At 50.8% G+C, this 24,319-nt stretch carries 22 protein-coding genes; 3 read left to right on the top strand and 19 right to left on the bottom strand.

The window, feature by feature from the left end:
• Positions 1 to 121: 121 nt before the first annotated feature.
• Together C7W93_RS00855 and phaC are read right to left on the bottom strand one after the other, a co-directional pair.
• The gene (locus tag C7W93_RS00855) at positions 122 to 862 is read right to left on the bottom strand and encodes a 3-ketoacyl-ACP reductase (RefSeq protein WP_108438332.1); all 741 of its coding nucleotides are present in this window, start codon (positions 860 to 862) and stop codon (positions 122 to 124) included.
• Positions 863 to 1,004: 142 nt separating this feature from the next.
• Entirely contained in the window at positions 1,005 to 2,813 is a 1,809-nt protein-coding gene (phaC, locus tag C7W93_RS00850) for a class I poly(R)-hydroxyalkanoic acid synthase (protein ID WP_108438331.1), read from the bottom strand.
• Positions 2,814 to 2,900: 87 nt separating this feature from the next.
• On the opposite strand from phaC, the gene C7W93_RS00845 reads away from it, so the two are divergent.
• Positions 2,901 to 3,197, top strand: coding sequence for a hypothetical protein (locus C7W93_RS00845; RefSeq protein WP_225869830.1), 297 nt, complete (start codon positions 2,901 to 2,903; stop codon positions 3,195 to 3,197).
• A gap of 13 nt (positions 3,198 to 3,210) precedes the next feature.
• Here C7W93_RS00845 and pgeF read toward each other — a convergent pair whose 3' ends face one another.
• Both pgeF and C7W93_RS00835 read right to left on the bottom strand, forming a co-directional pair.
• A complete protein-coding gene (pgeF, locus tag C7W93_RS00840) occupies positions 3,211 to 3,990 on the bottom strand; it encodes a peptidoglycan editing factor PgeF (RefSeq protein WP_108438329.1) in 780 nt (259 codons plus the stop codon).
• A gap of 72 nt (positions 3,991 to 4,062) precedes the next feature.
• The gene (locus C7W93_RS00835; protein ID WP_108438328.1) at positions 4,063 to 5,106 is read right to left on the bottom strand and encodes an RluA family pseudouridine synthase; all 1,044 of its coding nucleotides are present in this window, start codon (positions 5,104 to 5,106) and stop codon (positions 4,063 to 4,065) included.
• 45 nt (positions 5,107 to 5,151) lie between these two features.
• Between C7W93_RS00835 and C7W93_RS00830 the strand changes: the two genes are divergently transcribed.
• The gene (locus tag C7W93_RS00830) at positions 5,152 to 5,964 is read left to right on the top strand and encodes an outer membrane protein assembly factor BamD (RefSeq protein ID WP_108438327.1); all 813 of its coding nucleotides are present in this window, start codon (positions 5,152 to 5,154) and stop codon (positions 5,962 to 5,964) included.
• Positions 5,965 to 6,088: 124 nt separating this feature from the next.
• Here the strand turns inward: C7W93_RS00830 and C7W93_RS00825 are convergent, their stop codons facing one another.
• From C7W93_RS00825 to alr, 11 genes are all read right to left on the bottom strand, one after another.
• Positions 6,089 to 7,126: a glycosyltransferase family 1 protein gene (locus tag C7W93_RS00825; protein WP_108438326.1), complete on the bottom strand. Its 1,038-nt coding sequence runs from the start codon at positions 7,124 to 7,126 to the stop codon at positions 6,089 to 6,091.
• Positions 7,108 to 7,968, bottom strand: coding sequence for a UDP-2,3-diacylglucosamine diphosphatase (locus tag C7W93_RS00820; protein WP_108438325.1), 861 nt, complete (start codon positions 7,966 to 7,968; stop codon positions 7,108 to 7,110). The genes C7W93_RS00825 and C7W93_RS00820 overlap by 19 nt, the downstream gene beginning before the upstream one ends.
• A complete protein-coding gene (locus tag C7W93_RS00815) occupies positions 7,965 to 8,732 on the bottom strand; it encodes a GNAT family N-acetyltransferase (RefSeq protein ID WP_108438324.1) in 768 nt (255 codons plus the stop codon). The genes C7W93_RS00820 and C7W93_RS00815 overlap by 4 nt, the downstream gene beginning before the upstream one ends.
• 200 nt (positions 8,733 to 8,932) lie before the next feature.
• Positions 8,933 to 10,147 carry a DNA polymerase IV gene (dinB, locus tag C7W93_RS00810; protein WP_108438323.1) on the bottom strand — a complete coding sequence of 405 codons (1,215 nt, stop codon included), beginning with the start codon at positions 10,145 to 10,147 and terminating at the stop codon, positions 8,933 to 8,935.
• A gap of 24 nt (positions 10,148 to 10,171) precedes the next feature.
• A complete protein-coding gene (pnuC, locus tag C7W93_RS00805; protein WP_108438322.1) occupies positions 10,172 to 10,798 on the bottom strand; it encodes a nicotinamide riboside transporter PnuC in 627 nt (208 codons plus the stop codon).
• 51 nt (positions 10,799 to 10,849) lie between these two features.
• A complete protein-coding gene (locus C7W93_RS00800) occupies positions 10,850 to 12,058 on the bottom strand; it encodes a phosphotransferase enzyme family protein (RefSeq protein ID WP_108438321.1) in 1,209 nt (402 codons plus the stop codon).
• A 17-nt stretch (positions 12,059 to 12,075) separates the two neighbouring features.
• Complete coding sequence (locus C7W93_RS00795) at positions 12,076 to 14,307, bottom strand: TonB-dependent siderophore receptor (protein ID WP_108440398.1); 2,232 nt, start codon at positions 14,305 to 14,307, stop codon at positions 12,076 to 12,078.
• Positions 14,308 to 14,734: 427 nt separating this feature from the next.
• On the bottom strand, positions 14,735 to 15,583 hold the full coding sequence (gene fghA, locus C7W93_RS00790) for an S-formylglutathione hydrolase (protein ID WP_108438320.1): 849 nt from the start codon (positions 15,581 to 15,583) through the stop codon (positions 14,735 to 14,737).
• 4 nt (positions 15,584 to 15,587) lie between these two features.
• Positions 15,588 to 16,694, bottom strand: a complete 1,107-nt coding sequence (locus C7W93_RS00785; RefSeq protein ID WP_108438319.1) for an S-(hydroxymethyl)glutathione dehydrogenase/class III alcohol dehydrogenase — start codon at positions 16,692 to 16,694, stop codon at positions 15,588 to 15,590.
• Between the two features lie 55 nt (positions 16,695 to 16,749).
• Positions 16,750 to 18,126 (bottom strand): DNA repair protein RadA, encoded by a 1,377-nt coding sequence (gene radA, locus C7W93_RS00780; RefSeq protein WP_108440397.1) that lies wholly within the window; start codon positions 18,124 to 18,126, stop codon positions 16,750 to 16,752.
• A gap of 118 nt (positions 18,127 to 18,244) precedes the next feature.
• Complete coding sequence (alr, locus tag C7W93_RS00775) at positions 18,245 to 19,333, bottom strand: alanine racemase (RefSeq protein ID WP_108438318.1); 1,089 nt, start codon at positions 19,331 to 19,333, stop codon at positions 18,245 to 18,247.
• A gap of 255 nt (positions 19,334 to 19,588) precedes the next feature.
• Here alr and lplT point away from each other — a divergent pair, with 255 nt between their 5' ends.
• Entirely contained in the window at positions 19,589 to 20,851 is a 1,263-nt protein-coding gene (gene lplT, locus C7W93_RS00770) for a lysophospholipid transporter LplT (protein WP_108438317.1), read from the top strand.
• A 51-nt stretch (positions 20,852 to 20,902) separates the two neighbouring features.
• On the opposite strand, the gene C7W93_RS00765 is transcribed toward lplT, so the two are convergent.
• From C7W93_RS00765 to tsaB, 4 genes are read right to left on the bottom strand one after another with little or no spacing between them, the layout of a single operon-like run.
• Positions 20,903 to 21,946: a DUF1853 family protein gene (locus C7W93_RS00765; RefSeq protein ID WP_108438316.1), complete on the bottom strand. Its 1,044-nt coding sequence runs from the start codon at positions 21,944 to 21,946 to the stop codon at positions 20,903 to 20,905.
• The gene (locus tag C7W93_RS00760) at positions 21,927 to 22,838 is read right to left on the bottom strand and encodes a uracil-DNA glycosylase family protein (protein ID WP_108438315.1); all 912 of its coding nucleotides are present in this window, start codon (positions 22,836 to 22,838) and stop codon (positions 21,927 to 21,929) included. The genes C7W93_RS00765 and C7W93_RS00760 overlap by 20 nt, the downstream gene beginning before the upstream one ends.
• Positions 22,835 to 23,326: a ribosomal protein S18-alanine N-acetyltransferase gene (rimI, locus tag C7W93_RS00755; protein WP_225869716.1), complete on the bottom strand. Its 492-nt coding sequence runs from the start codon at positions 23,324 to 23,326 to the stop codon at positions 22,835 to 22,837. The genes C7W93_RS00760 and rimI overlap by 4 nt, the downstream gene beginning before the upstream one ends.
• Positions 23,323 to 24,015 carry a tRNA (adenosine(37)-N6)-threonylcarbamoyltransferase complex dimerization subunit type 1 TsaB gene (tsaB, locus tag C7W93_RS00750; RefSeq protein ID WP_108438314.1) on the bottom strand — a complete coding sequence of 231 codons (693 nt, stop codon included), beginning with the start codon at positions 24,013 to 24,015 and terminating at the stop codon, positions 23,323 to 23,325. The genes rimI and tsaB overlap by 4 nt, the downstream gene beginning before the upstream one ends.
• Positions 24,016 to 24,319 lie beyond the last annotated feature (304 nt).

Raw genomic sequence — 24,319 nt, 5'->3', positions numbered from 1 at the left:
TATTTAGCAACGTGCGCAGATTTTGCCACACGTCACTAAAGTTTTACAGACAACAAAGACAACGAGAGAGAGCAGACGGCTGATTTAGCCTTCGTTCCAACCTTTCGGTCAGACTTACTGCTTACCCCATATGCAGACCACCATTCAGGGAGAAATCCGAACCAGTAGCATAACCGCCTTCTTCCGAAGCAATCCAGGCAATAATCGAAGCGATTTCTTCTGGCTCGCCTAAACGCTTGACTGGAATACCTGAAATGATTTTTTCAAGAACCTCAGGACGAATTGATCGCACCATATCAGTACCGACATAACCAGGCGATACGGTATTCACGGTAACGCCCTTAGTCGCGACTTCTTGCGCCAACGCCATAGTAAAACCGTGAATACCGGCTTTAGCAGTCGAGTAGTTAGTCTGACCAAACTGGCCTTTTTGCCCATTCACCGATGAAATATTAATGATCCGTCCAAAACCCCGGTCGGCCATCCCATCGATAACCTGTTTAGTCACATTGAACAGGGAGTTCAGATTGGTATCAATGACCGCGTCCCAGTCAGACTTAGACATCTTCCGGAACTGCCCGTCACGCGTAATACCAGCGTTATTCACCAGAATATCGACTTCACCAATCTCAGCTTTAACTTTTTCGAAAGCGGCTTTGGTCGACTCCCAATCAGAAACATTGCCTTCAGATGCGTGAATATCAAAACCTTTGCTGCGCATTTCAGCCAACCAACGATCTTTGCGCGTCGAATTTGGACCACAGCCAGCGACCACAGTGTAACCATCTTTGCAAAGACGAGTACAAATTGGGGTCCCAATGCCACCCATTCCACCTGTTACATAAGCAATTCGCTTGGACATTTTGTCTCCTCTTTCAATCAATTAAGAAAAACCGATGCATACAATGCATCGCTGAAACTCCCCTGGGGGATTACTGTGGTGCGGTTACTATTTTTTTAAACAGGTTACGTCAGCGATGAGGAGATTTCTTATTCAGTCAAATTTACTCCGCCCTTACTTTGACGTAACGTCCTGGCGCAGGCTCAATTAATTTATAGGTTGTATTTCCCGGCTTGCGTGGTGCTGCGACTTGTTTGCCACCGTGTTCCGCCAGAAAGCCAGACCACTCGGTCCACCAGCTGCCTGGATGTTCAGTCGCGCCGTCCATCCACTCTTCGGCAGTAACATCAGACTTTGCGTTGGTCCAATAACTACGCTTATTTTTGCTCGGCGGATTAATCACACCTGCAATATGGCCTGATGCACCAAGAACAAAACGATTGCGGTCAGCGTGTTTAGGATTCAGTAAAGTCGTCGATGCGTACGCCGACGTCCATGGCACGATATGGTCTTCACGCGAGGCAAAGATAAATGTCGGCGCAGCAATTTTCCCTAGATCTAATTTCTCACCCGCCACCGTCAATTTGCCAGGCTCCTTCAGCGCATTTTCTAAATACATGTGACGCAGATAATAACAAAACATCGGGCCAGGTAAATTAGTACTATCCGCATTCCAGTACAACAAATCAAAGGCGGTCGGCTCCTCGCCTTTTAGATAATTCGATTCAACATAATTCCAAACCAGATCGTTCGGACGCAAACTAGAAAACGCCGAAGCAAAATCGCGGCCCGGCATTAAGCCGCCATTGCCGATTGCTTTCTCACGCATCTTGATTTGTGCATCATCGATATAAACGTCGAGAACGCCGGTATCGGTGAAATCAAGTAATGCTGTCAACAGGGTCAGACTGGCAACCGGCTTTTCACCGCGTGCATACATGACCGCCAGCGCCGATGACAATATCGTACCGCCAACACAAAAGCCCAATGCGTTGACTTTATCCTGACCTGAAATTTCTTGCGCAACGTGCAGGGCCTTTACGGCGCCCTCTTCGATGTATTGATCCCAAGTTGTTTTCGCGAGCGACTCATCCGCATTGCTCCAGGAAATCAAAAACACCGTATTGCCTTGTTCGACGGCATACCGCACCAGCGAATTTTGCGGTTGCAAATCCATGATGTAAAACTTATTGATACATGGCGGCACGATCAGCAAAGGCCGCTGATGCACAGTCTTGGTCAACGGCGTGTACTGTATTAATTGAAATAAAGCATTCTCGAAAACCACCGCACCTGCGGTCGTGGCAACATCTTTACCAATTTCAAACGCACCCTCATCAGTCTGAGATATTTTGCGTTTTTGCATATCGGCAAGCAAGTGCGTCATCCCGCGGGTTAAGCTCTCACCCTTGGTATCGACAACCAATTGCTGCGCAACCGGGTTGGTTGCCAGGAAATTGCTAGGCGACATAGCGTCAACCATTTGCTGTATCGCAAAGCCAATTTTGCGCCTGGTTTTTGCTGGCGCATCGACTGCATCGACCAGCGCGGTCAAATAGTGACCATTCAGCAAATACACGGCAGCATTAAATGCGTGCATCGGATTAGCCAGCCACGCCGCCCCATTAAAACGTTTATCCGCGAGCGCTGGCGTGCGAGCCGCCAATGCGTCTTGCCACAATGCGGTAAGTTTCTCTGTGTATTCGGTTTGTAATTTTTGCAGTATTGCCGGTTCAAGCTTGATACCAAGGTCATTCAAAGCGCCATCCGGAATGCCAGCAGCGCCGAACGATGCTGCGCCAGGAGGCTGAAACCACGACAACCACTTATTGGGATCGCCCATCTGCGCCATGTCCGCTGGAAAATTACTTGGAAAATTTAGCGGCAAATTTTTAGAAAACTGCTCCAACATTTGCTGTGACGCTTGCGATAACGATGCGGGGTCGAAATGAGGAAATTTGGGAGTATTCATGCGGGTACCGTTGATTTCGCGTATGGTGCTGGTCTGTGCTGGGCTGTGATGGTCTATGCTGAATCGTCTAAAAGTCTATTTTTATATATGTATATTGTCGCCATCGCCTGGATTTACGTCGTCTTTATGATGGCAATCACCGAACAAACGGCTACTGCCGGAGTCATGACATTCCTGCTGTACGGCGTGTTTCCTTTGACAATTGTTTTATACCTGATCGGCACACCGCAACGCAAGAGAAATCGACAAAGAGCTGAACAACGTAGAAGGATGCTTAACCAGGCCGAAGCAGGCCAAGTAGAAAATCCCGAAACGAATGATCCGGATCACCATTCCGCTACAAAAAAAACGGAACAAACATCTGACAGCATAGCTGAAAAATAATAGCTGAAAGTTATTATTTTAGCCAGATCAATGAAGCCATCCGACCGGTCACCTGCTGGCGTCGGAAAGAATAAAACCGCTGATCGCTGACGGTACAAAAACCGCCACCATAAACGCGCTGCACGCCAGCCTCTTGTAACGCGATCCGCGCCAGGCTGTAGATATCCGCCAGATATTTGCCTGAGCGCGCAGCAATCGGCACAAATGCGGACTCAGTTTGTTGCAGAATATCTTCCGATGCTTGCCGCGCCCGCGCAGCAGCCATGAACGCGGTCAACACGTCAGTGCCCACCTCAAATTGTTGCGAACCGATAGCAGGGCCAAGCCACGCCATAATCTCTCCAGCCCCTGCGTCACGCATGCGAGCGACCGTACTTTCCAGTACACCGCCGACTAAACCACGCCAACCGGCGTGCGCAGCGCCAACTACCCGACCATCCACATCGCAAAACAATACCGGCAAACAATCTGCGGTCTGCACCACACAAACGACTCCCGACTGAGTTGAGATTGCAGCATCCGCCTCAACCCCGCTCTCCACAGCAGCAGCATCTACAACATTAATGCCGTGCACCTGGGTCATCCATATTGGCGCAGTCGGTACAAATGGCAACAACAACGCCCTGTTGCGCTCTACGTCTGAGAGCGCGTCACCCACGTGCGCACCGAGATTTAGGCCACTGCCGCCGCTTCCATCATCGTAAGGAGACTGACTAACACCGCCTTGTCGGGTAGTTACCAAAGCACCGACATGAGAAGGTGCGTCGATCCAGTCGGGAATAATAAGATTCATAAATAAGTCTTCTCGGGAATTTGCAGAGCCTAGAAAAAAGGACACAAGAAAATATTGTGTCCTTACAAAAATTTACTCTGGCGCAGAAATACCGGCACGTGTGATCAAGTCGGCAAAGTCCGGCGGCAGCGGTGTGAACCACTCACAATGTTCACCGGTCGATGGATGCTGCAAGCCCAGACGTGTCGCCTGCAAAGCCTGGCGCGGAAACGCTGGCATCAGATGCTGCTTGCCGTATAACGTATCCCCCACCAAAGCGAAACCAATCGACAACATATGCACGCGAATTTGATGGGTTCGGCCAGTTTCCAGGCGACAACGCATCAGACTTACCGGACGGCCATCCAATACGCCGCTTTGCAACCGCTCATAATGTGTCACCGCTGTTTTAGCAGTCAGACTTTCTGATACGGCCATCTTGATCCGATCGCGTGGATGACGCGCCATCGCAGCATCGATCGTCCCGTTTAGTTGTGGCGTACCCCACACCAGCGCCAAGTATTGCCGCTGCACGGTCCGCGCAGCCAGTTGGCGGACCAGATCAGTCTGCGACTCTAACGTCTTCGCCACCACCATCAACCCGCTAGTATCTTTATCCAATCGATGAACAATTCCGGCCCGTGGCACGCCACCCAACTCAGGCCAGCGAAATAGCAGACCGTTTAACAGCGTTCCCGACCAGTTACCGGCGGCAGGATGCACCACCAATCCGGCCGGTTTATCGATGACGATAATATCGTCATCCTCATACACCACTGCAAGCGCCATGGATTCCGGCGTGTACGCGTGTTCATCCGGCGCTGGTTGCGGCAAGACAATCACCGTCTCATCGCCAAAGGCAATCATTTTAGTCGTGGCAACCTTGCCATCGACGCTAACGTGCCCCGCTTCCATCCATTGCTGGATGCGACTACGGGAATATTGGGGAATTTGACTCGAAATTACCTTGTCGAGTCGGGTTCCGCACACCTCCGGCGTCAATTCCAGCACAATTGGGGCAGCGCTATTTACCGCTACCTCAATTTCTTCGCTATCATCGATATCGGCTTCAAATTCTGTTTCCGTAGGGTTTTCAGCCAAATTTGGCTTTGTAAATGACGTCACTGCAAGTCCCATCGGCTATAATCAATCAATTGTTTACACGCATTCTTGCGAACCACCATGCAAAAAAAACTCTCCACACTAGCTGCTGTCGCATTCGCTCTCTCATTATCGGCATGTGGCCTATTGCCCGACAAGGTCGATGAAACCGCAAACTGGTCTGCGCCCAAATTATACTCGGAGGCCAAGGATGAAATGAGTAGTGGTGGTTACGATAAGGCAATTTCATTATTTGAGAAGCTTGAATCACGCTATCCATTCGGTACCTACGCCCAGCAAGCACAGATGGATATTGCCTATGCGCATTATCGTCAAGGTGAGCAACCTGAGGCGCTTGCATCTATCGATCGCTTCATTAAATTGCATCCAAATCATCCAAACGTAGACTATATGTACTACCTTCGTGGTCTGGTCAACTTCAATGACAAGGTCAGCATATTCGATTTTCTGTCGAAAGAAGACGCTTCTGAACGCGATCCAAAGGCCGCCCGCGATGCTTTTGACGCCTTCAAGCAAGTTGTTCAGCGCTTCCCGGACAGTACTTATGCACCAGATTCGCTGGTTCGCATGAAATATCTAGTCAATGCGATGGCGCAATATGATGTCCACGTAGCGAACTATTATTTCCGCCGTGGTGCTTATATCGCTGCTGCAACAAGGGCACAAAGTGCCGTTCAGGAATATCGCGACGCGCCTGCCGTCGAAGAAGCTCTATACATCATGGTGCGCTCTTATGATGCGTTGGGTATGAAAGAATTACGGGACGATGCAGCACGCGTTCTGCAAAAAAACTACCCGAATAGTGTTTATTACAAAGGTGGCCCCGCTAAAAAACGTACTTGGTGGAAAATCTGGGAAACAAACCCTACCTAAGACGCCTAATGACAAAAGCCTCGCATCGCGAGGCTTTTTTTATTATTGATTTATTACTGATCCGCTTTTAAGGCAATATCTGCTAAGCGGACCGATACAAAGATAAAACCTTAGAAACTAACCGTCAGGCGATTGACGATTGCGTCAGCGCCGCCGCATTGGCCCATTCAATGCGATGCAGGCTTTGCAAAAATTGTTGCGTGGCCGCCTCCCAGGAATAGGTCAGCGCATGTGCCCGGACTTGTTCACGATCCAGTTGCAACGCCTTTTTACAGGCGCGCGTCAAATCAAGGTCCAGACTGCCGGAGCGACCGTCTGCCACTACATCAATCGGCCCACTCACCGGATAGGCGGCTACGGGCACACCACAAGCCATTGCCTCCAGCATTACCAAGCCAAAAGTATCAGTATGACTAGGAAATACCAGCACATCTGCACAGTTGTAATAAGCACTTAATTCCTGATGTGATTTATTCCCCAAAAACTGCGCATCTGGATAACGTTGCTGTAATTCTTCACGCATGGGGCCATCGCCAATAATCCATTTACTGCCCGGCAACTCTGCCTCCAAAAATGCTGCAATATTTTTTTCAATCGCAATTCTCCCTACATACAAATACAACGGCCCCGTAATATTTGCACGTCCCTGCTCCATGGGACGAAATCGCACGGTGTCCACGCCCCTTCCCCATAACGCCAGTTGCCGAAATCCACGCGCTGCCAGCGTCTGCAATACCTGCGGGGTCGGCACCATCACGGACTTCGATGGGCCATGGAACCAGCGCAGCCAACGATACGTCAGCGCCATCGGCAATAGCGCACGCGCACTCAGATACTCGGGAAAGCGAGTGTGATAGGCAGTAGTAAAACCGATCCGATGACGCAGACAAAAACGCCGCGCAGCCAAACCCATCGGCCCCTCGGTTGAGATATGTATGCAATCCGGCTGGAACCCGCGCAACATCGCTGCCACACGGGCATAGGGTTTATAAGCCAGTCGAATTTCCGGATAAGTAGGACAGGCAAAAGTCGCTGCATCATCCGGGCTGATTAACAGCACCTCGTGGCCATCGTTACGTGAGCAACGGCAGGTTTCCTGCAAAGTATTCACGACGCCATTAATTTGAGACGGCGCAGCATCCGTTACGATGGCAATTCGCATAACTCTCCAACGTTGCTGCTAGTGACGGCGTGGGGATGTCCCATTATTTCTTGCCAGGTGACCAATCGCAATGCGCCGCTGGCGTCTTCCACCAACGCCGATAAACTCTCTACCCAATCACCATCATTGCAATAGATAATCCCATTGATATTCCGCATTTCCGGCTTGTGAATATGGCCGCAAATAACCCCATCCAAGCCACGCTTAGCGGCTTCTGCAGCCAATGCATCTTCAAACGAAGAAATATAATTCACCGCATTTTTTACTTTGAGCTTTAAGTATTGCGACAATGACCAATACGGTAAACCCGCCCGTGCACGCCAGCCATTGAACCACTGATTAAACTTCAAAATCACGGTGTACAAACTATCACCGACATAAGCCAGCCATTTAGCGCAAGCAATCACACCGTCAAAACGATCACCATGCAGCACCAGAAACCGTTTTCCTCTGGCGGTCGTATGGACCAACTCGTCGCGAATTTTGATGCCGCCAAAGTCCAGATCGATGAATTGCCGTACAGCTTCATCGTGATTACCGGGAACGAATATCACTTCGGTTCCTTTACGCGCTTTCTTCAACACCGTCTGCACAACATTGTTATGCACCTGATCCCAGTACCAGCGCCGCTTTAGCTGCCAGCCATCGACAATATCACCCACCAGATAGAGCGTCTCTGATTCAGTCGCCCGTAAAAACTCAAGCAAACGGGCGGCCTGACAGCCAGTTGTTCCCAGATGAACATCAGAAATCCAGATCGTGCGAAAACGGATTGGCTCACGCTTGAGCGCCGTCCCGGTTCTGGAAAGCTCTCTACTCAGAAAGTGATCGGCGGGCTTCATACAGACCTCATCTCTTTACGATAATGACGCGCATACCGACTGTCCAGTCGGGCTAACGGCAGCAACAAGAAAAAATCTGCGGAGTGGAAATCAGGGTCCCAGGCCGGTTCTCCACATACCCAGGCACCGCTGCGTAAATAGCCTTTTAGCAATGGCGGCATTTGCGGCACGTGACCGGCCTCGCGTTCATACACAGGGAACGGCGTGTGCGGCGTGACACGGTATTCGGCTGGAGCAAAATTGTCGTCATTTAATGCGTGATACAGCGCGGCTGCATTGTGCCCGCCATCTGCCAAACTCACGCTGACGCAGCCCATCAAATACTCGCAGCGTTCGCGGCGCATATATGCGGCCAGCCCTGCCCACAAAAGCATGATGACGCTACCGCTACGATAATCCGGGTGTATGCAAGCACGTCCTGCCTCTGCAATACAGCCACGCAAATGGTTAAGGCGACTTAAATCGAATTCTTTTTCGGAGTAATAAGTCCCCATGCGCCGAGCGGCATGCGGACTCATCACGCGATAGGTTCCCACCACGCGTAAGGTTTTATTGTCACGGACAATCAGATGATCGCAATATGCGTCAAACTCATCGCTATCAAGGCCGTCCGCGTTAACCAACGCCGACAAACTAAATGCCTCAATAAAAACCTTATACCGCAGGCGCTGTACTTCGCGTATTTCTTCCTGCGTGGTGGCGAGACTCACCGTTAATTTAGAGAGTTGCGGGTTTGCATCGCCAGGGATCGTCAGTAATCGCATGCATTGTCCTTTTCAAATTTTGACAACGCCAGACTAACGAGCGATTACTTCAAGAAAATGACAGATTTATGTCGATTTGATGACCATGCAACAAAGCGCTTTGGTGCGCGATCGTGTCCTCGCCTCGGACTTACGGATCACTACCCGCCGGGTTATTGAGTTATCTACAATTTTTCTCTGGCTGTTGCGATAGACCGCGATCAATCAAAAGAGTCCACGCCATTTTCGAACAAATCCCCTTGCGAGACGGTATGGCGTTCTGTCGATGCACTTTTTTTCTCTAGCGTACTAACGCGTACGCCGAGCAATCGCAGCCTTTGATGCAATGAAATTCGCCGCAGGCATTCACCGGCCGCCTTTCTGACCGCATCGGCGTCGTCGATCGCAAATGGCAGCGTGACGTCACGGGTTACCGTGCTGAAATCGGTAAATCGTAATTTAATGCCTACGGTCCGCCCGACATAACCTTTGCGCTGAAGATCTCCGGCAAGCCGTGTGCATAGCTTTGTAAATATCTCCGTCAGCGTTGGGCGATCAGCGACGGCATGCAAATCTCGCTCGAAGGTTGTTTCGCGACTAATCGATTTTGGTTCGGAATACGTCACGACCTGGCGGTCATCTATTCCATGCGAGACATTTTGCAACCAGGCAGCATAAGTGCGTCCGAACGTTTCCTGAAGTATACTGGGATCGGCATTCGCCAACTCTGCAATCGTACGGATATCGATCAGTGCTAATTTCTCAACTGCTTTGGGGCCGATGCCATTGATTTTGCTTACCGGCAAAGGCCATATCCGTGTTGTTACGTCGGCCAATGTCAGAATGGTTAAGCCATTCGGTTTTTCAAGGTCGGAACAAATCTTGGCAAGCAGCTTATTTGGCGCAACGCCAATCGAACAAGAAAGCCCGGTAGCGTCATTTACCGCTTTTTTGATGCGTAACGCAAGGTCGGTGACGCTTTGAAATGCATCGATCTGTTCGCTAAGATCAATGTAAATTTCATCAATACCGCGATCTTCTATGTGCGGGGCGACACTCGCTACAGCCTGCTTAAATAGTCTTGAATAATACCGATAAGCATCAAAATCAGTCGGCAAAAGAACCGCGTCAGGCGCAAGCTTTGCGGCCTTCATGATTCCCATCGCAGAAAAAATACCTAAAGCGCGTGCCTCATAGGTGGAAGTCGTAATCACGCCACGACCAACGTAATGTCGCAACGTTGAATAGCGACGGCTGCCATCGGCCTGCATGACCGGTTGATGATCAGAACCTGCGCCGATTGCTACGGCGCGGCCACGCAAATCCGGATAGCGCAATAACTCCACCGAAGCGTAAAAAGCATCCATATCGAGGTGAGCGATATAGCGCGATTTATCGCTAGATTCGGCTGACTCCTGGACCGCAACTTCAGACATGATCGACGTTATTTCCGGCAAAATTTAGACCGCGAGGCCATTAACAGGATGTGGCTGAACACGCTGCTCGTGCTGTTGTAGTTCTCGCCGCCAATTACGCAGGCCAATAACGGCAAGCACGATGAATAGCCCATATAGCCCTGCCGTTAACTGCAAATCCTTGTAAATATATACGCCGATATAAATGATATCGACAGCAATCCACAACCACCAGTTAGCGATATATTTACGCGCCATCCAAAACTGCGCTACCAGACTAAAACTGGTCAGTGCGGAATCCAGCCAAGGGATATGCGCATCGGTAAATCGGGCCATAACATAGCCTAACAAGACGCTTCCCACAGCGCCAATCACCAGACCGATGCACCAGCCAACAACCGACAAGCGCTGTGGCAAAATATGGTGACTATCGACATTTTGCGACGGCGTTTCTATCTTTTTTGAATGCGTCCAGGTCCACCAACCATACAATTGCATGATGGCAAATATCAATTGCAATAACAAATCGGAATACAGTTTGGCATCAAAGAAAATCCGCGCATACAGCAACACCGATGCCAGCCCGATTGGCCAACACCATATATTGCGACGTGCGGTCAGCCAGACTGCCAATGCACTGACAATGACTGCGATTATTTCCAATGCGGACATTTTTTTCCTTAGGGATATTGGCAACGTGGCCAGACCAGCTTCAATCTCGATTTAGCGCTTATATCGATTTTGTATATGCATTAACAATCGTCGTCCGGCTGCGCTATTAAACCATTCTGCATGACCTAACAAATACGTATCGTAAGCCACAGCGGCGTTCTCCGCTGAGCCTTGCACGCCATAAAAGTAGGCCAACTCCGATAGGGCAAACTCCACATGCGCCAGTGGTAGCATCGCGGTGATCGCCGCCACATCATAAGCTGACAATGGCGTAAACGCATCATAGCCGTCAAGTAAAGCATCGAGCTGGTCAAAATGGATCAGACCATCGTTCGCCGATGCACCCTCAGCGGCTTGCGGTAACTTCAACCATTCGACAATATTGGTAACAATCGCAATCGCCAAATCATAGACGGCGCAAGTTTTATCGCACAGCCCAAAATCCAGTATCGTCGCCACTTGCGCGAAGTGACCATTTTCTGCCACATCCAATTCGCGCCATAACAAATTCGAGGCGTGCCAATCGTTATGCGTCCATAGCGGCACAAGATTTTTCAATAGCGGTTGCAACTGCGCATGAAATGGCATCAATACCCGTGTCACATCCTCGCGCCAAGGCCGCTGCGCCAGATAGCTTGCCAAGCCAGGACGTACATCGATATAACGCTGCATTTCACCCATTGGATCATCGCTGTTAAAGACAGAAAATCCGGATACCAGCAATGTCGCCGTGCGCACAGGCGCCTCGTAATTGGCGGCAGCCTGATGCATCTGCGCCAGTGCACGGCCTGCTGCATTCGCATGCTCGGTAAGCAGAAACGGCGTCCAGGAAAAGGCATCGCGATACAAATCAGCGCCCTGCGCCAATCGGTGTACTTCCACCGTCCAGCCTTCGTCAGCAATGACCGTTGCGCCATGCCGATCAGCCAACGCCACGCTAACAGCAGGCCCATCGTCAGGTAAATGCAACGCCAAATGAGCGATAAAGCGATGCTCTTCCAGCAGATCATCAACGCTGCGGATTGCCTTTATCAGGCGCTTAACAAACAGCAAGCCAGTGCTAGTCTCCACCACGCAGGCGCTGGAAAACGGACGGGGGCTATACCATGTCAGTCGCTTCACCTCGCCAACTTGCGGATAACGCTCTAACAGACGCCGCACTTCATCCAGCGTTAAGGGCGGCCAGCTAGGCAGTACTTCCTCCGTACCAAGGCCATGCGCCAGACCACCAACCGGGGATGACGCGCTATCGTTGTCCAAAGTATTGTCCAAATCGCTTAGAAATCATACTGCACTGACAAGCGCGCAGTACGTGGCGCGCCCAGATGTAAATAACCGTCGCCCAAATATTCTCCGACGTCTTTCCAGTATTGTTTATTGAGTAAATTATCGATGCTCAGGCGAAGTACTGCTTTATGCCCAGACAACGATGTTCCGTAACGCAAACCCGCATTAAACACATAGAATGCAGGCACATCAACGTCACCAGCCCGGGTCGCCGCCTTGCGCCCGCTATAGTCCAATCCACCCAGCAAATTCAGTCCGGCAACGCCCGGCACCGAATAATCCGCATACACGCTGCCACGCAAACGCGGCACATTAATGGCTTGATGACCATCGTAAGCAGGCGTCCCGGTATCGGTCGCAATCGCTTGCGTCGCAGCCAGACTAGCCGTCAATCGCAAGCGTTTAGTGATTTGTCCGACCGCCCCCAGCTCCAGCCCTTTATTGGTTTGCGTCCCTTGCTGAACATACGCAATATCAGCGCCTTCCGGCTTAGGATATTCGTAGGGCTTGGTCATCTGAAATATCGCCGCGTTCAGCATTAGTTGATCGCTGACCTCAAACTTGATACCGGCTTCAATCTGACGAGATACCGTTGGCGGCAAAAATTCCAGCGGGTTAATCGTCGCCCAAAAAGGCGCTTGCCCGCCCATCGTCAGACCTTTGCTATAGCTGGTATACAGGGTCATCGCGTTTTGCGGCTTATAGATCAGCGCCAATTGCGGCAAGACCATCGATTTATCGGTTGTGCGCGTAGTCGCCCCGGTGTCATCAAATGCACGCTCTCGCAACCAGACCTGACGCGCACCGACTTGCACCTGCCAGCGGTCGCTCAGTTGTACCCGATCCATGGCGAACAAGCCTTGCTGGCGACTATCGAGTCGAAGGGTAGAGGCGCTCGGCGTATCAGGAGATGGTGCAAACACCAGCGGGGTCGGGTTATAAATATTATCGCTACCCACATATTCGTTGACGCCATCGCTCAAACTCACGGTCCGGCGAAAACTGCTGGCACCGAACGTCAGATCATGCCGCATCCCGGCGAGATTAATTTTTCCCTGCAACACCGCCTGGACTTGATCGTTGCGCCGCGTATCGTTAGGAAAACGATAGTCGTAAATATCAAAATCGCCATTCGCGCTGAAATACTGCGGCGGCGTCCCCCCTGCGGCGCAACTACTTACATAAAAACAGCCATACGGAAACGTCGAATTATCATCGATAATTACCCTGCTCCGACTAACGGCGAGGGAAGCATGCCAGTCTGGATTCAAATCCACATCGAGACGCATATTCATATTCAGCGAGTCAATCGTTACAGGCTTATCCCAAGGCTGACCGCCCAACAAACGGGAAGGTGAAACATTGCTCGGAACGACAGTACCGCCGAGTAATTGATAACCCGGCACCGAACGTTGCTGGCGATGCTGATCTTCGATATTAAATTGCAGCGTAGCGGAAGGTGAAATAATCCAGTCCGCCGCCACTGAGACAAAATTGCGATCACCGTCAGCGCCATTGACGTAGGTATTGATACCCTCGTGCGCGGCATTCACGCGTATGCCGAACTGCTTTTGCGCACCAAATAGCGTACCGACATCCGCCGCCATATAACGCGACCCGTTCGAGTCGGTTCCCAGCGTAATCGAGCGCACGTCAGCCGGACGTTTACTGACATAATTAATCAGCCCGCCCGGCGCACCCAAACCGCCCTGCAAGCCAGCCAAGCCCTTCAATACTTCCACACGTTCCTTATTTTCCAGCGCCACATTTTGTTCACCCGAAATCGTCATACCATCCAGTTGGTAACTCGACGCCAAATCCAGCGGAAAACCCCGAATGCTGAAGTTTTCGTAATAACCTAAAGGCGTGTAATTGTTATCGACTGACGCATCGTTGCGCAGCACCTCGCTCAATAAACGCGATTGCTGATCATCCATTTGACTACGCGTAATCACCGAAATCGATGCTGGCGTATTCAACAAAGCAGCGCTACCAAAAGTACCGACAGCCGCCGATTTAGCCTTATAACTGTCGTTGGCCTCCCCGCCAGCCTTTACCGTCACCAACGGTAACTCAGCGGTCTGAGCCGTGTTGTTTTCTGCATAAGTAGCGCCAGCAGCAACTGCCGACGAAGCTGCAACCAATATGGTGAGCAGTTTTCTTGCAAAAGGTAACGGGGCATTGATCTTGTTAGGAGCGGAGAGATTTTTTATCGTTGTCATGTTGATGTTGCTTAAATGCATACAAATTTAGTAGAAATAGGAGGCAATGCCGCAGATACCAAGGGATCTTTATCAGGCGCACGTCGCTTTTTGCGTATTTATCGTTGGTTCGTGGTGTGTCTGTTTTTTATTCTTCAGTATTAAATACACAACTAATATTCTTGCCCGAATCCGCATTGATGCAGGTAATGCGCAGCCTGAATTAACGTCTGGGCTGGCATTATCCTTCGAACCAAAGAGTTGTGAGAAAAACGATTGAAATTGAAGATGAACTGTGGCTTTTTTATACTTTTAGAGCACCTAAGATAAAGTTATCCTGACAGTTTGTCCGTTTGTTCCCTGCGATAGTATTTCCTGGAAATACGAGAGGACATGGTTAAAACTCAAGGAAAACCCCAGCGGCGTCACGTCTGGATAATTTAGTCGCTTAAGCGTGCAAAATTTGGCTATGAAACGCCAGATGATCTTCCATAAACGTCGAAATAAAATAATAGCCGTGATCGTAGCCAGCATGGCGACGTAATGTTAGCGGTTGTCCGGCTTGCTGGCACGCTGCTTCGAACTTTTCCGGCAGTAGTTCTGCAGCAAGAAATTGATCGCTTAAACCCTGATCGATCAAAATACCTTGGGGAAATGGTGCGCGCGATTTTTCCATCAGCGCAGTGGCATCGTACTGCTGCCAGTCAGACTGATCCACACCCAGATATTGACCAAACGCTTTTTGTCCCCACGGGCATTGGCTTGGCGCTGCAATCGGCGCAAAAGCTGAGACCGAACGATAAATGTCCGGGTTGCGCAATGCCAGCGTCAATGCGCCGTGGCCGCCCATCGAATGACCGAATATGCCGATGCGATCAGCGTTTGCTGGGAATGCACTTAAGATCGTTTGGCGTAGTTCATGCACCAGATACGAATACATCCGAAAATGCGTAGACCACGGACTTTGCGTAGCATCGAGATAAAAGCCTGCACCATTCCCGAAATCCCAACGATCTGCAACCCCATCAATACCCGTGTTACGCGGACTGGTATCCGGCGTTATCAGCATGATGCCGTGCGCCGCAGCATAGCGTTGGGCACCCGCTTTGATCATGAAAGTTTCCTCAGTGCAAGTCAAACCTGCCAGAAAAAATAATACTGGCACTGGCCCGGCGCTTGCCTGCGGCGGTTGAAACACCGAGAACTGCATCGGCAAACCGATTTCTTTCGAAACATGCCGATAAAATCCTTGCTTGCCACCAAAGCAGCCATGTTCGCTGATGCACTCAATCGTCATGACCTTAGAACTCCACCACTGAACGAATTGATTCGCCGCTCTTCATCAAATCGAAACCTTCGTTAATCCGCTCTAACGGCAATTTGTGCGTGATCAGATCGTCGATGTTCAATTTGCCTTCCATGTACCAGTCGACAATTTTCGGAACATCGGTTCTGCCACGCGCACCGCCAAATGCAGAGCCTTTCCAGACCCGCCCGGTGACTAGCTGAAATGGCCGTGTACTAATTTCCTGGCCCGCCGCCGCGACCCCGATCACGATAGATTGACCCCATCCTTTATGGCAGCATTCCAGCGCCTGCCGCATGGTATTGACGTTACCGATACACTCAAAACTGTAATCCGCCCCGCCGTCGGTCAGACCGATAATCGCATCCACCACGTTTTCTACTTTGCTTGGATTGATAAAGTGCGTCATCCCAAATTTTCTAGCCATCGCCTCACGCGCCGGGTTCAAATCGACGCCGATAATTTTGTCTGCGCCGACCATGCGTGCGGCCTGAATTACGTTCAGACCAATGCCGCCAAGACCAAACACCACCACGTTCGCACCAGCTTCTACTTTGGCCGTAAACAAGACGGCACCGACGCCGGTAGTCACGCCGCAACCGATGTAGCAAACTTTATCGAATGGCGCGTCTTTACGAATTTTGGCTAAGGCAATTTCCGGCACTACGATGTAGTTGGAGAATGTAGACGTGCCCATATAGTGAAAAATAGGCTTGCCATCAATCGAGAAACGACTCGTCGCATCGGGCATTAATCCTCGTCCCTGCGTGGAGCGGATCGACTGGCATAAATTGGTTTTTTTCGATAGACAAAATTTGCATTCGCGACACTCTGGGGTATAGAGCGGAATGACGTGATCATCCTTCTTCAGACTTTTAACACCCGGCCCGACGTCCACGACGATCCCTGCGCCTTCATGACCCAGAATAGCTGGAAAGATGCCCTCTGGATCAGCGCCAGACAACGTGTAGTAATCGGTATGGCAAATGCCGGTGGCCTTGATTTCGACCAACACTTCGCCTTCGCGCGGACCGCCAAGCTCGACTTCTTCTATCGTCAATGGTTGTCCGGCTTTCCAGGCAACAGCTGCTTTGGTTTTCATGTTTATTCCTTTGACGTTGACTTACGTTAAGACTTTGCGCGCCGATGCATCAGCGCTATTCACCGGCGTCGCGTATTTTATTGAGCGCATCATCAATCCGCTCGACACCGATCACGGTTAAACCTTCAATTTTTTGTTTCGGCACATTTGATTTAGGAATTACCGCAATGGAAAAGCCTAATTTTGCGGCTTCACGCAGACGCTCCTGACCACGCGGTGCTGGTCGAATTTCGCCCGCTAACCCCACCTCGCCAAACACCACTAATCCGCGCGGCAATGGTTTGTTACGCATCGACGAATTGATCGCTAACAATACTGCCAAATCAGCCGCAGGCTCGGTAATTTTTACGCCGCCGACAGCGTTAATAAAGACATCCTGATCAAACGCTGCAATGCCTGCATGCCGATGCAAGACGGCCAGCAACATCGCGAGACGATTTTGATCCAGACCGACCGACAAACGACGCGCATTTGGCGCATGCGACGCATCGACCAACGCCTGAATTTCTACCAACAAGGGCCGCGTACCTTCTTGCGTCACCATCACACATGAACCGGCGACCGCAACATCATGCTGCGATAAAAATAAGGCAGAAGGATTAGACACGCCCTTCAGGCCTTTTTCTGTCATGGCAAACACGCCCAACTCATTAACGGCACCAAAGCGATTTTTGACGGCGCGCACCAGACGAAAACTGGAATGCGTATCGCCCTCAAAGTACAACACCGTATCGACGATATGCTCCAAAACCCGCGGTCCGGCTAACGCGCCCTCTTTGGTGACATGGCCGACCAGAATCATCGTGATGCCCGATTGCTTGGCGACACGCGTCAATTGCGCAGCGCATTCGCGCACTTGCGCAACAGATCCGGGAGCAGAAGACAAAGCGTCGGAATAGACCGTTTGAATGGAATCGATGACCACGACTTCTGGTTTATGCTCGACCAAGGTATTAAGAATTTTTTCTAGCTGAATTTCGGCTTGCAGCTTCAAGTCTTTGGCATCTACCGCCAGGCGCTTACCGCGCATGGCGATTTGCGCGCCAGATTCTTCACCACTGACGTACAACACTTTTTTGACGCGGGATAGATTCGCCAGTGCTTGCAATAACAGGGTGGATTTACCGATACCGGGATCGCCACCAATCAGCACCACGCCGCCTGCCACTAATCCGCCGCCGAGTACCCGATCGAACTCTTCGATGCCGGTGCCAAAGCGTGGCACATCAATCGCGTCGATTTCCGACAAGCTGACTACCGGTGCCGTTTGCGCCAATCCCTGATGCTGATTTGAGAAGCGATTGCCACCACCTACATCAACGATAGTTTCTACCAGTGTGTTCCATTGACCGCAAGCCGGACATTGTCCTGTCCATTTATTGGCAACGCCGCCACATTCAGTGCAGGTGTAATTGGTTTTTGCTTTGGCCATCAGTATCGGATTCGTTTCCATCAAAAATTAACAACATTGACCGTTGCTTACGGCATAACCAAATAAGTGCAAAAACATTGACGCAGCGTTATGCGCCGCGTCAATGCCAAACTAAATATCAGATTTCGACCATTTTTACCCGTGGCGCAACTGCGCATAACAACTCGTAACCGATCGTCCCCGCCGCATGCGCTACGTCATCGACAGACAGGCCATCTCCCCACAGCAAGACCTTACTACCAACCCGTACGTTCGGAATGTGGGTCAAATCAACCGAAAACATATCCATTGAGACTCGCCCTACAGTACCTGTGCGCACGCCATCGACCACCACTGGTGTGCCGGTTGGTGCATGACGCGGGTAACCGTCAGCATATCCGCAAGCGACTACGCCGATAACCATCGGCTCCTGGGCAACAAAACGGCTACCGTAACCAATGGCTTCACCGGTGGCGATTTTTTGAATACCAATAATCTCGCTGGTCAATGTCATTGCCGGGCGCAATCCGAATGATTCAGCAGTCTGACCGCCCGGCGTAGCCCCGTAGAGCATGATACCCGGCCGCACCCAATCCGAACGTAACTCCGGATGCATTAGATCAACGGCAGAATTGGCAGTGCTACGCTCACCGGGCAGGCCGGCAACGCCCTTCTCAAAACGCGCCATTTGTTCTTGCAGCGGCAACCCGGGATTTTGCGCATCGTCAGCATTGGCAAGATGGGTCATTAACGTGATATTGCCAATCTCTGGCAACGCACGCAAGCGCGTATAAGCAGCGCGAAAGGCTTCTGGCGGAAAACCAAGACGATTCATGCCGCTGTTCATTTTAAGGTGCACGTTTAACTTAAAAGAACGCGGCTGGGATGGCAAAATTTGTTCAAGCAAATCAATCTGCTCACCACAGTGCACCGCCGTTTCAAGCTGAGCCGCGATGACCGCATCCAGATCGGCAGTGTCAAAAAATCCTTCTAATAGCAAAATTGGTTTTTCCCAGCCGAGTTCACGCAACCGCAGGGCATAATCCGGCTCGACCAACGCCAGACCATCCGCGGCGGCAAAGCCGCGCAGCCCGCGCTCCAAGCCATGGCCGTAAGCATTAGCCTTTAATACTGCCCAGACTTTAGCATTTGGCGCACGCGCTTTCGCAACTTGCAGGTTATGTTGAAGAGCGGAAATATCAATGGTGGCGATGATTGGCCTTGGCATAAGAATAGCTTTAGCAGATAGTTGGAATGAGTTGGTATTTTACCGGATGCGACGCCAACGCGAATCGCCGAATCCCATTCAAGCGCAACAAAATCCGATCAAGTGCCATTAAATTACGCATGCCCAATCAGTCTGAAAGCATTGGCCGCACCTTACGCACAGCGATTTGAAATGCAGCGCGCCATAAATTTGGGTTAGCGATATTTTCATGGTATAAAGCAGGCCGGAGACATTGAGTTACTGTTCAAGATGCGGATGAATCGCGGTTTTTATACCATTATGGCGGCGCAATTTTTTTCGTCGTTGGCTGATAACGCCCTGCTTATTGGGGCGATTGCATTATTGATAGAAATGTCGTCGCCGACCTGGATGACGCCATTACTCAAACTGTTTTTTGTCTTGTCTTACGTGCTTTTAGCACCTTTTGTCGGCGCGTTCGCCGATTCGCTGCCAAAAGGCCGCGTTATGTTCTGCACCAACTTAATTAAGATTTTGGGTTGCGTGATGATGTTCTTCAGTATTCACCCGTTGCTGTCTTACGCGATGGTGGGCTTCGGCGCTGCGGCATATTCCCCTGCAAAATACGGCATTCTGACTGAACTATTACCCCCTGAAAAACTCGTCGCCGCGAATGGCTGGATCGAGGGTTTGACGGTCTCATCCATTATTCTTGGCACCGTAATGGGCGGCTCACTAGTCAACCCGCATGTCTCTTCTGTGCTGTTAACGCTGCATGTGCCGGTGCTGAACTGGAGTCCGAATACTCCCACCCAGGCAGCGTTAAGCGTTATCGCCATACTGTATATAATCGCCGCCATATTCAATCTAAAAATCCCTGATACGGGTGTCCGCTATCCCCACCAAGAACGCAATCCAATCAAACTTGTAGCCGATTTTGCAAAATGCAATGCCATTTTGTGGAAAGACAAGCTAGGACAAATCTCTCTCGCAGTCACAACGCTATTTTGGGGTGCAGGGGCAACTCTCCAATTTATTGTATTGAAATGGGCTGAAAAATCACTCCATATGCCGCTCGACAAGGCCGCCATTCTGCAAGGCGTCGTCGCCGTTGGCGTGGCTATTGGATCGATTACAGCGGCGCGCATCGTGCCATTGAAGAAGTCGCTGTCAGTGATGCCGATGGGTATTGTGATGGGTTTAGTCGTCATGTCGATGACGTTAGTCCATTCAATTTGGGTAGCCTACCCCTTGCTGGTACTGATCGGCGCTTTGGCTGGCTATTTTGTGGTTCCGATGAACGCGCTACTTCAGCATCGGGGCCATGTCCTGATGAGTGCGGGCCACTCAATCGCAGTACAAAATTACAATGAAAATTTATCGGTACTGACTATGCTAGTGCTCTACGCACTGCTGGTAAAACTAGACGTGAACGTCAATTTCGTCATCATCATGTTTGGCCTGTTCGTAGCGGGTACGATGTTTTTAGTGATGCGCAAACATGCTGCCAATCAAAAAGAACACGATTCGCTGGCATTAATTGGTGAGCAAAAGCATTGAGGAAGGGAAGATTGTTCTTAGCTGGCCAGATTTTTGCATCCCACCGGCTGATCAGACTTCTTTATCTACCTTAATCGTTGCTAGTCTGCGCTTCTCTGCGGCGCGTGTAGCCCAATCGTCTGGCACAACAAATCCTCGCGTAGTCTCCAGCTCATCACCCCCGCTTGGTCGCAGTGTAACCAATAAGAGTGGCGACCGATCATGACTAAAATGTGCTTCCAAAGCATCCCGCGTTTCAGCCGCATTTAGCGTATCTTTGCGTGCAGCCTTTGCCGGGGCTAACCAGCGCAGTCTCGGCAAAATCAGATAGCGCGCAGTGTCATCGATCATCAAAAGTGACAATGCAGACCAATAGCCACGGCAATGCTGCCCTGAGACACCAAGCGCGCCGGGAACAACAAAATCCTGATCCGGATAGAACAGCCATCCCTTCACCAATGCGCGCGCCGAGACTACTGGTGCGTTCAAATAACTTTGAGCAACAGGATGTTGGCCGAGGATTAATTGGCGATGAAGAATTTTGTTAATTTTTTGGCCTAGTGAATCCGACAAATTGGGCCCGACAAAATCATCTGCCACTGGCTCAGCACCGCGCATTTCCAGCAAATAAAATTTAGTCGCAAACTCCCAATGTACAAGTCCGGCGGCCTGCTGCAATAGAAAATCAAACTCACCGAGTGTGCTGCCCTTGTCGGTCCTGACCTGCAAACCGTGCGCCACCAACAGATGATGTTGTTGAAAGTAAAATGCCATCAGCTTTTCGGCATATAAACCGAGGCGCGTTGATGACAACGTGCCGATGAAAGTATGCAAGGCAAGGCGCTTTTCCGGCTCACACTCCAGCGCTTGCAGCCATCTGGCAGTTTGATGATGTCCATCGCCATCATCGGTACCAGCGATATGTGCGATCTTGCCTTGCCATTGCGCTGCATGGATATCTAGTAAATCGGGCGCATCCAGCAGCCACGCAAGCGCTCTTACATGCGGGTCATTAAGATGATTCCAGCGCTGATGAAATTGGACCTGAAAAGCACCCGCCTGACTTGACGATGCTAGCGCGGAAGAGCTAGACGCATTATTCGGCGGCGGGTGCATAACACCTCAGTGCCAGGCATAAGTCATCCCACGCCTTGGCTTTTTCTGATGGTTTACGGAGTAAGTAGGCCGGATGATACGTCACCACCAGCGGTAATCCGGCATAGCGATGCACCGTTCCGCGCAATGTAGAAACCGGCGTCGTCGGATCGAGCGCTAATAGCGACAAGGCGGCGGTTTTACCTAATGCCACCAATACCGTCGGCTGGATGAGTGCAATTTGGCGCTGTAAATACGGCAGGCAAGCGGCCACCTCTTCTGCCGATGGCGTACGGTCCCGGCCATTGTCATCCGTAGACCGACATTTAACGATATTGGCAATGTAGGCATTTTCGCCACGCTTGACGCCGACCGACGCAAGCATATTATCAAGCAGCTTACCAGCAGGCCCGACAAAAGGTTCGCCCTGTCGATCTTCTTCGCGCCCTGGGCCTTCACCAATAAATAGCCATTTAGCGCTTTCGTCGCCAACCCCAAAAACAGTATGTTCGCGACCATGGCATAAGCCGCACTGCGTGCATTCGGCCACTGCCGCTTTAAGCTGGCGCCAATCCATCGTAGCGATATTCGCTTTTAATGCCACGGCATCGGCAGCAGCGTTATGCAGATCTAGCTTAGGCGCAGCAACAATCACTGCGGGCACAGACGATGGTGCATTGTCCCAAGCGGTCATCATATCGTCGACCGCTGGAATTTGAGAAAGGACCGGCGTTACTACCGTTGGCGTGATCGGCTCAACGGTCGCCACAACAGGCACCAATGGCGCAACAGTTTCTAGCGGGGCATACTCTATTTGCACTATTTCCTGATAAGGCACGGCATATCTACGCACCCAAAGCGGGCCAACGCCACACTCCTCCAGAAAAGTCGTTCGTCGCGTCGAAATATTCATAGTGACAAGCGCATGACGATGGCATCTTCACGGCTATCCCCAGCGGCTGGATAGTAGGCGGGACGCATGCCAATCCGTATAAAGCCATAACGCTGATAAATCGTGATGGCACGTTGATTTGATGGCCGCACTTCAAGCAGCACCGACGTCATAGCTTGCTCTCGCGCCAGCGCGACTACCTTGTCCAACATGCACTTGCCAATACCACGCCCATGTAAATCGCCATGAACGCTAATATTTAATAAATGCACTTCATCGACCACCGACATGGAAAAAAAATAGCCGATCAAACGATAGTTGGCATCGCGGAGAATCCAGCATTGATAGCTACTCTGGATTGAATCAACAAAATTACCGTAAGTCCATGGATGTGAATACACGCGGGTTTCAATGTCGACTACTTCGTCCAGGTCCTCAATTGTCATCGGCAGAAAGGACAGTGGCAACGCCAACATATTTTCTCCACGTTGGTCGAGATTGAATGTCATGCCAACACCTTGGCGGCGCGTTCAGCCGTAGTAAATGCCACTTTGTTGCGTAAATAGAGTGGTTGTGCCTCAGAGGCGGGCAAGCCCAAACCTTGCTGAAACGCTTGCAGACCAAGCTGCGCGATCTGGCGCGCGTGCGGCATGAGCGCTGGCTGCGCATTTATCGCAAATGATGCGTCAGTAAATTGCTCGGCGTAAGCTGATAATCCGTTACCACAGGCCTGAACAATGCCTGAGGGTGCTACCAATGCTGGCGCCGAAAGCGTCGGCTCGACTATCACTATCCACGCATCGCCAACGTAGCGATATTGGGCCCAATACACCTCGCCCATACGCGCATCCAACACGCTCAGAACATCCTTTGCACCATGCGCTTCATAGCAGGCTTGGGCCATTGCGGCCAGAGTCACTATCGGCAACACCGGCAAGTCGGCACCAAACGCTAAGCCTTGCACAATCCCGCAGGCAGTGCGAACGCCGGTAAATGAACCCGGACCCACACCGAATGCCAGCGCATCGCACTGCGCCAGGCTGACTTCGGCTTCTGCCAGCAGGCTTTGTATCATCGGCAGGATAGTTTGCGAATGGGTTTGAACACCAGCGGATTCGCGGCTAATTACCTGACCGTCGCGCAATAATGCGGCGGAGGCAAGTTCTGTAGAAGTTTCAATGGCAAGAATAATCGGCATAAGCGCTATTTTACCGCGACCGCCCGTGCAAGCGCAGTTTCTATCAACGCTTATTCGATGGTTAAACAATGTTTTGCTGCAAGGCGGAATGAACAGGAGTCCGTGACAGTATAAAGCGCCACGTATTTCCCATGAGAAACTGATCGGCTGAAATAAGCTTGACTCAACAAATCCACCACGAGGTGTCCTCAAAATCCCATTGCAGCCAAAAAATTACTGGAAATCGCTCATCGAACGAACAGCGCCTTAAAACAAACATTGATCAAAAATTCGCTGAAAATAGGGGCAAGCGCCATGATAGCCA

Origin of the sequence: Glaciimonas sp. PCH181 (genome assembly GCF_003056055.1) — a bacterium.
Classification (GTDB): domain Bacteria; phylum Pseudomonadota; class Gammaproteobacteria; order Burkholderiales; family Burkholderiaceae_D; genus Glaciimonas.
Note: the sequence above shows the minus strand (reverse complement) of the source record. Positions and strands in the feature narration are given on the sequence as shown.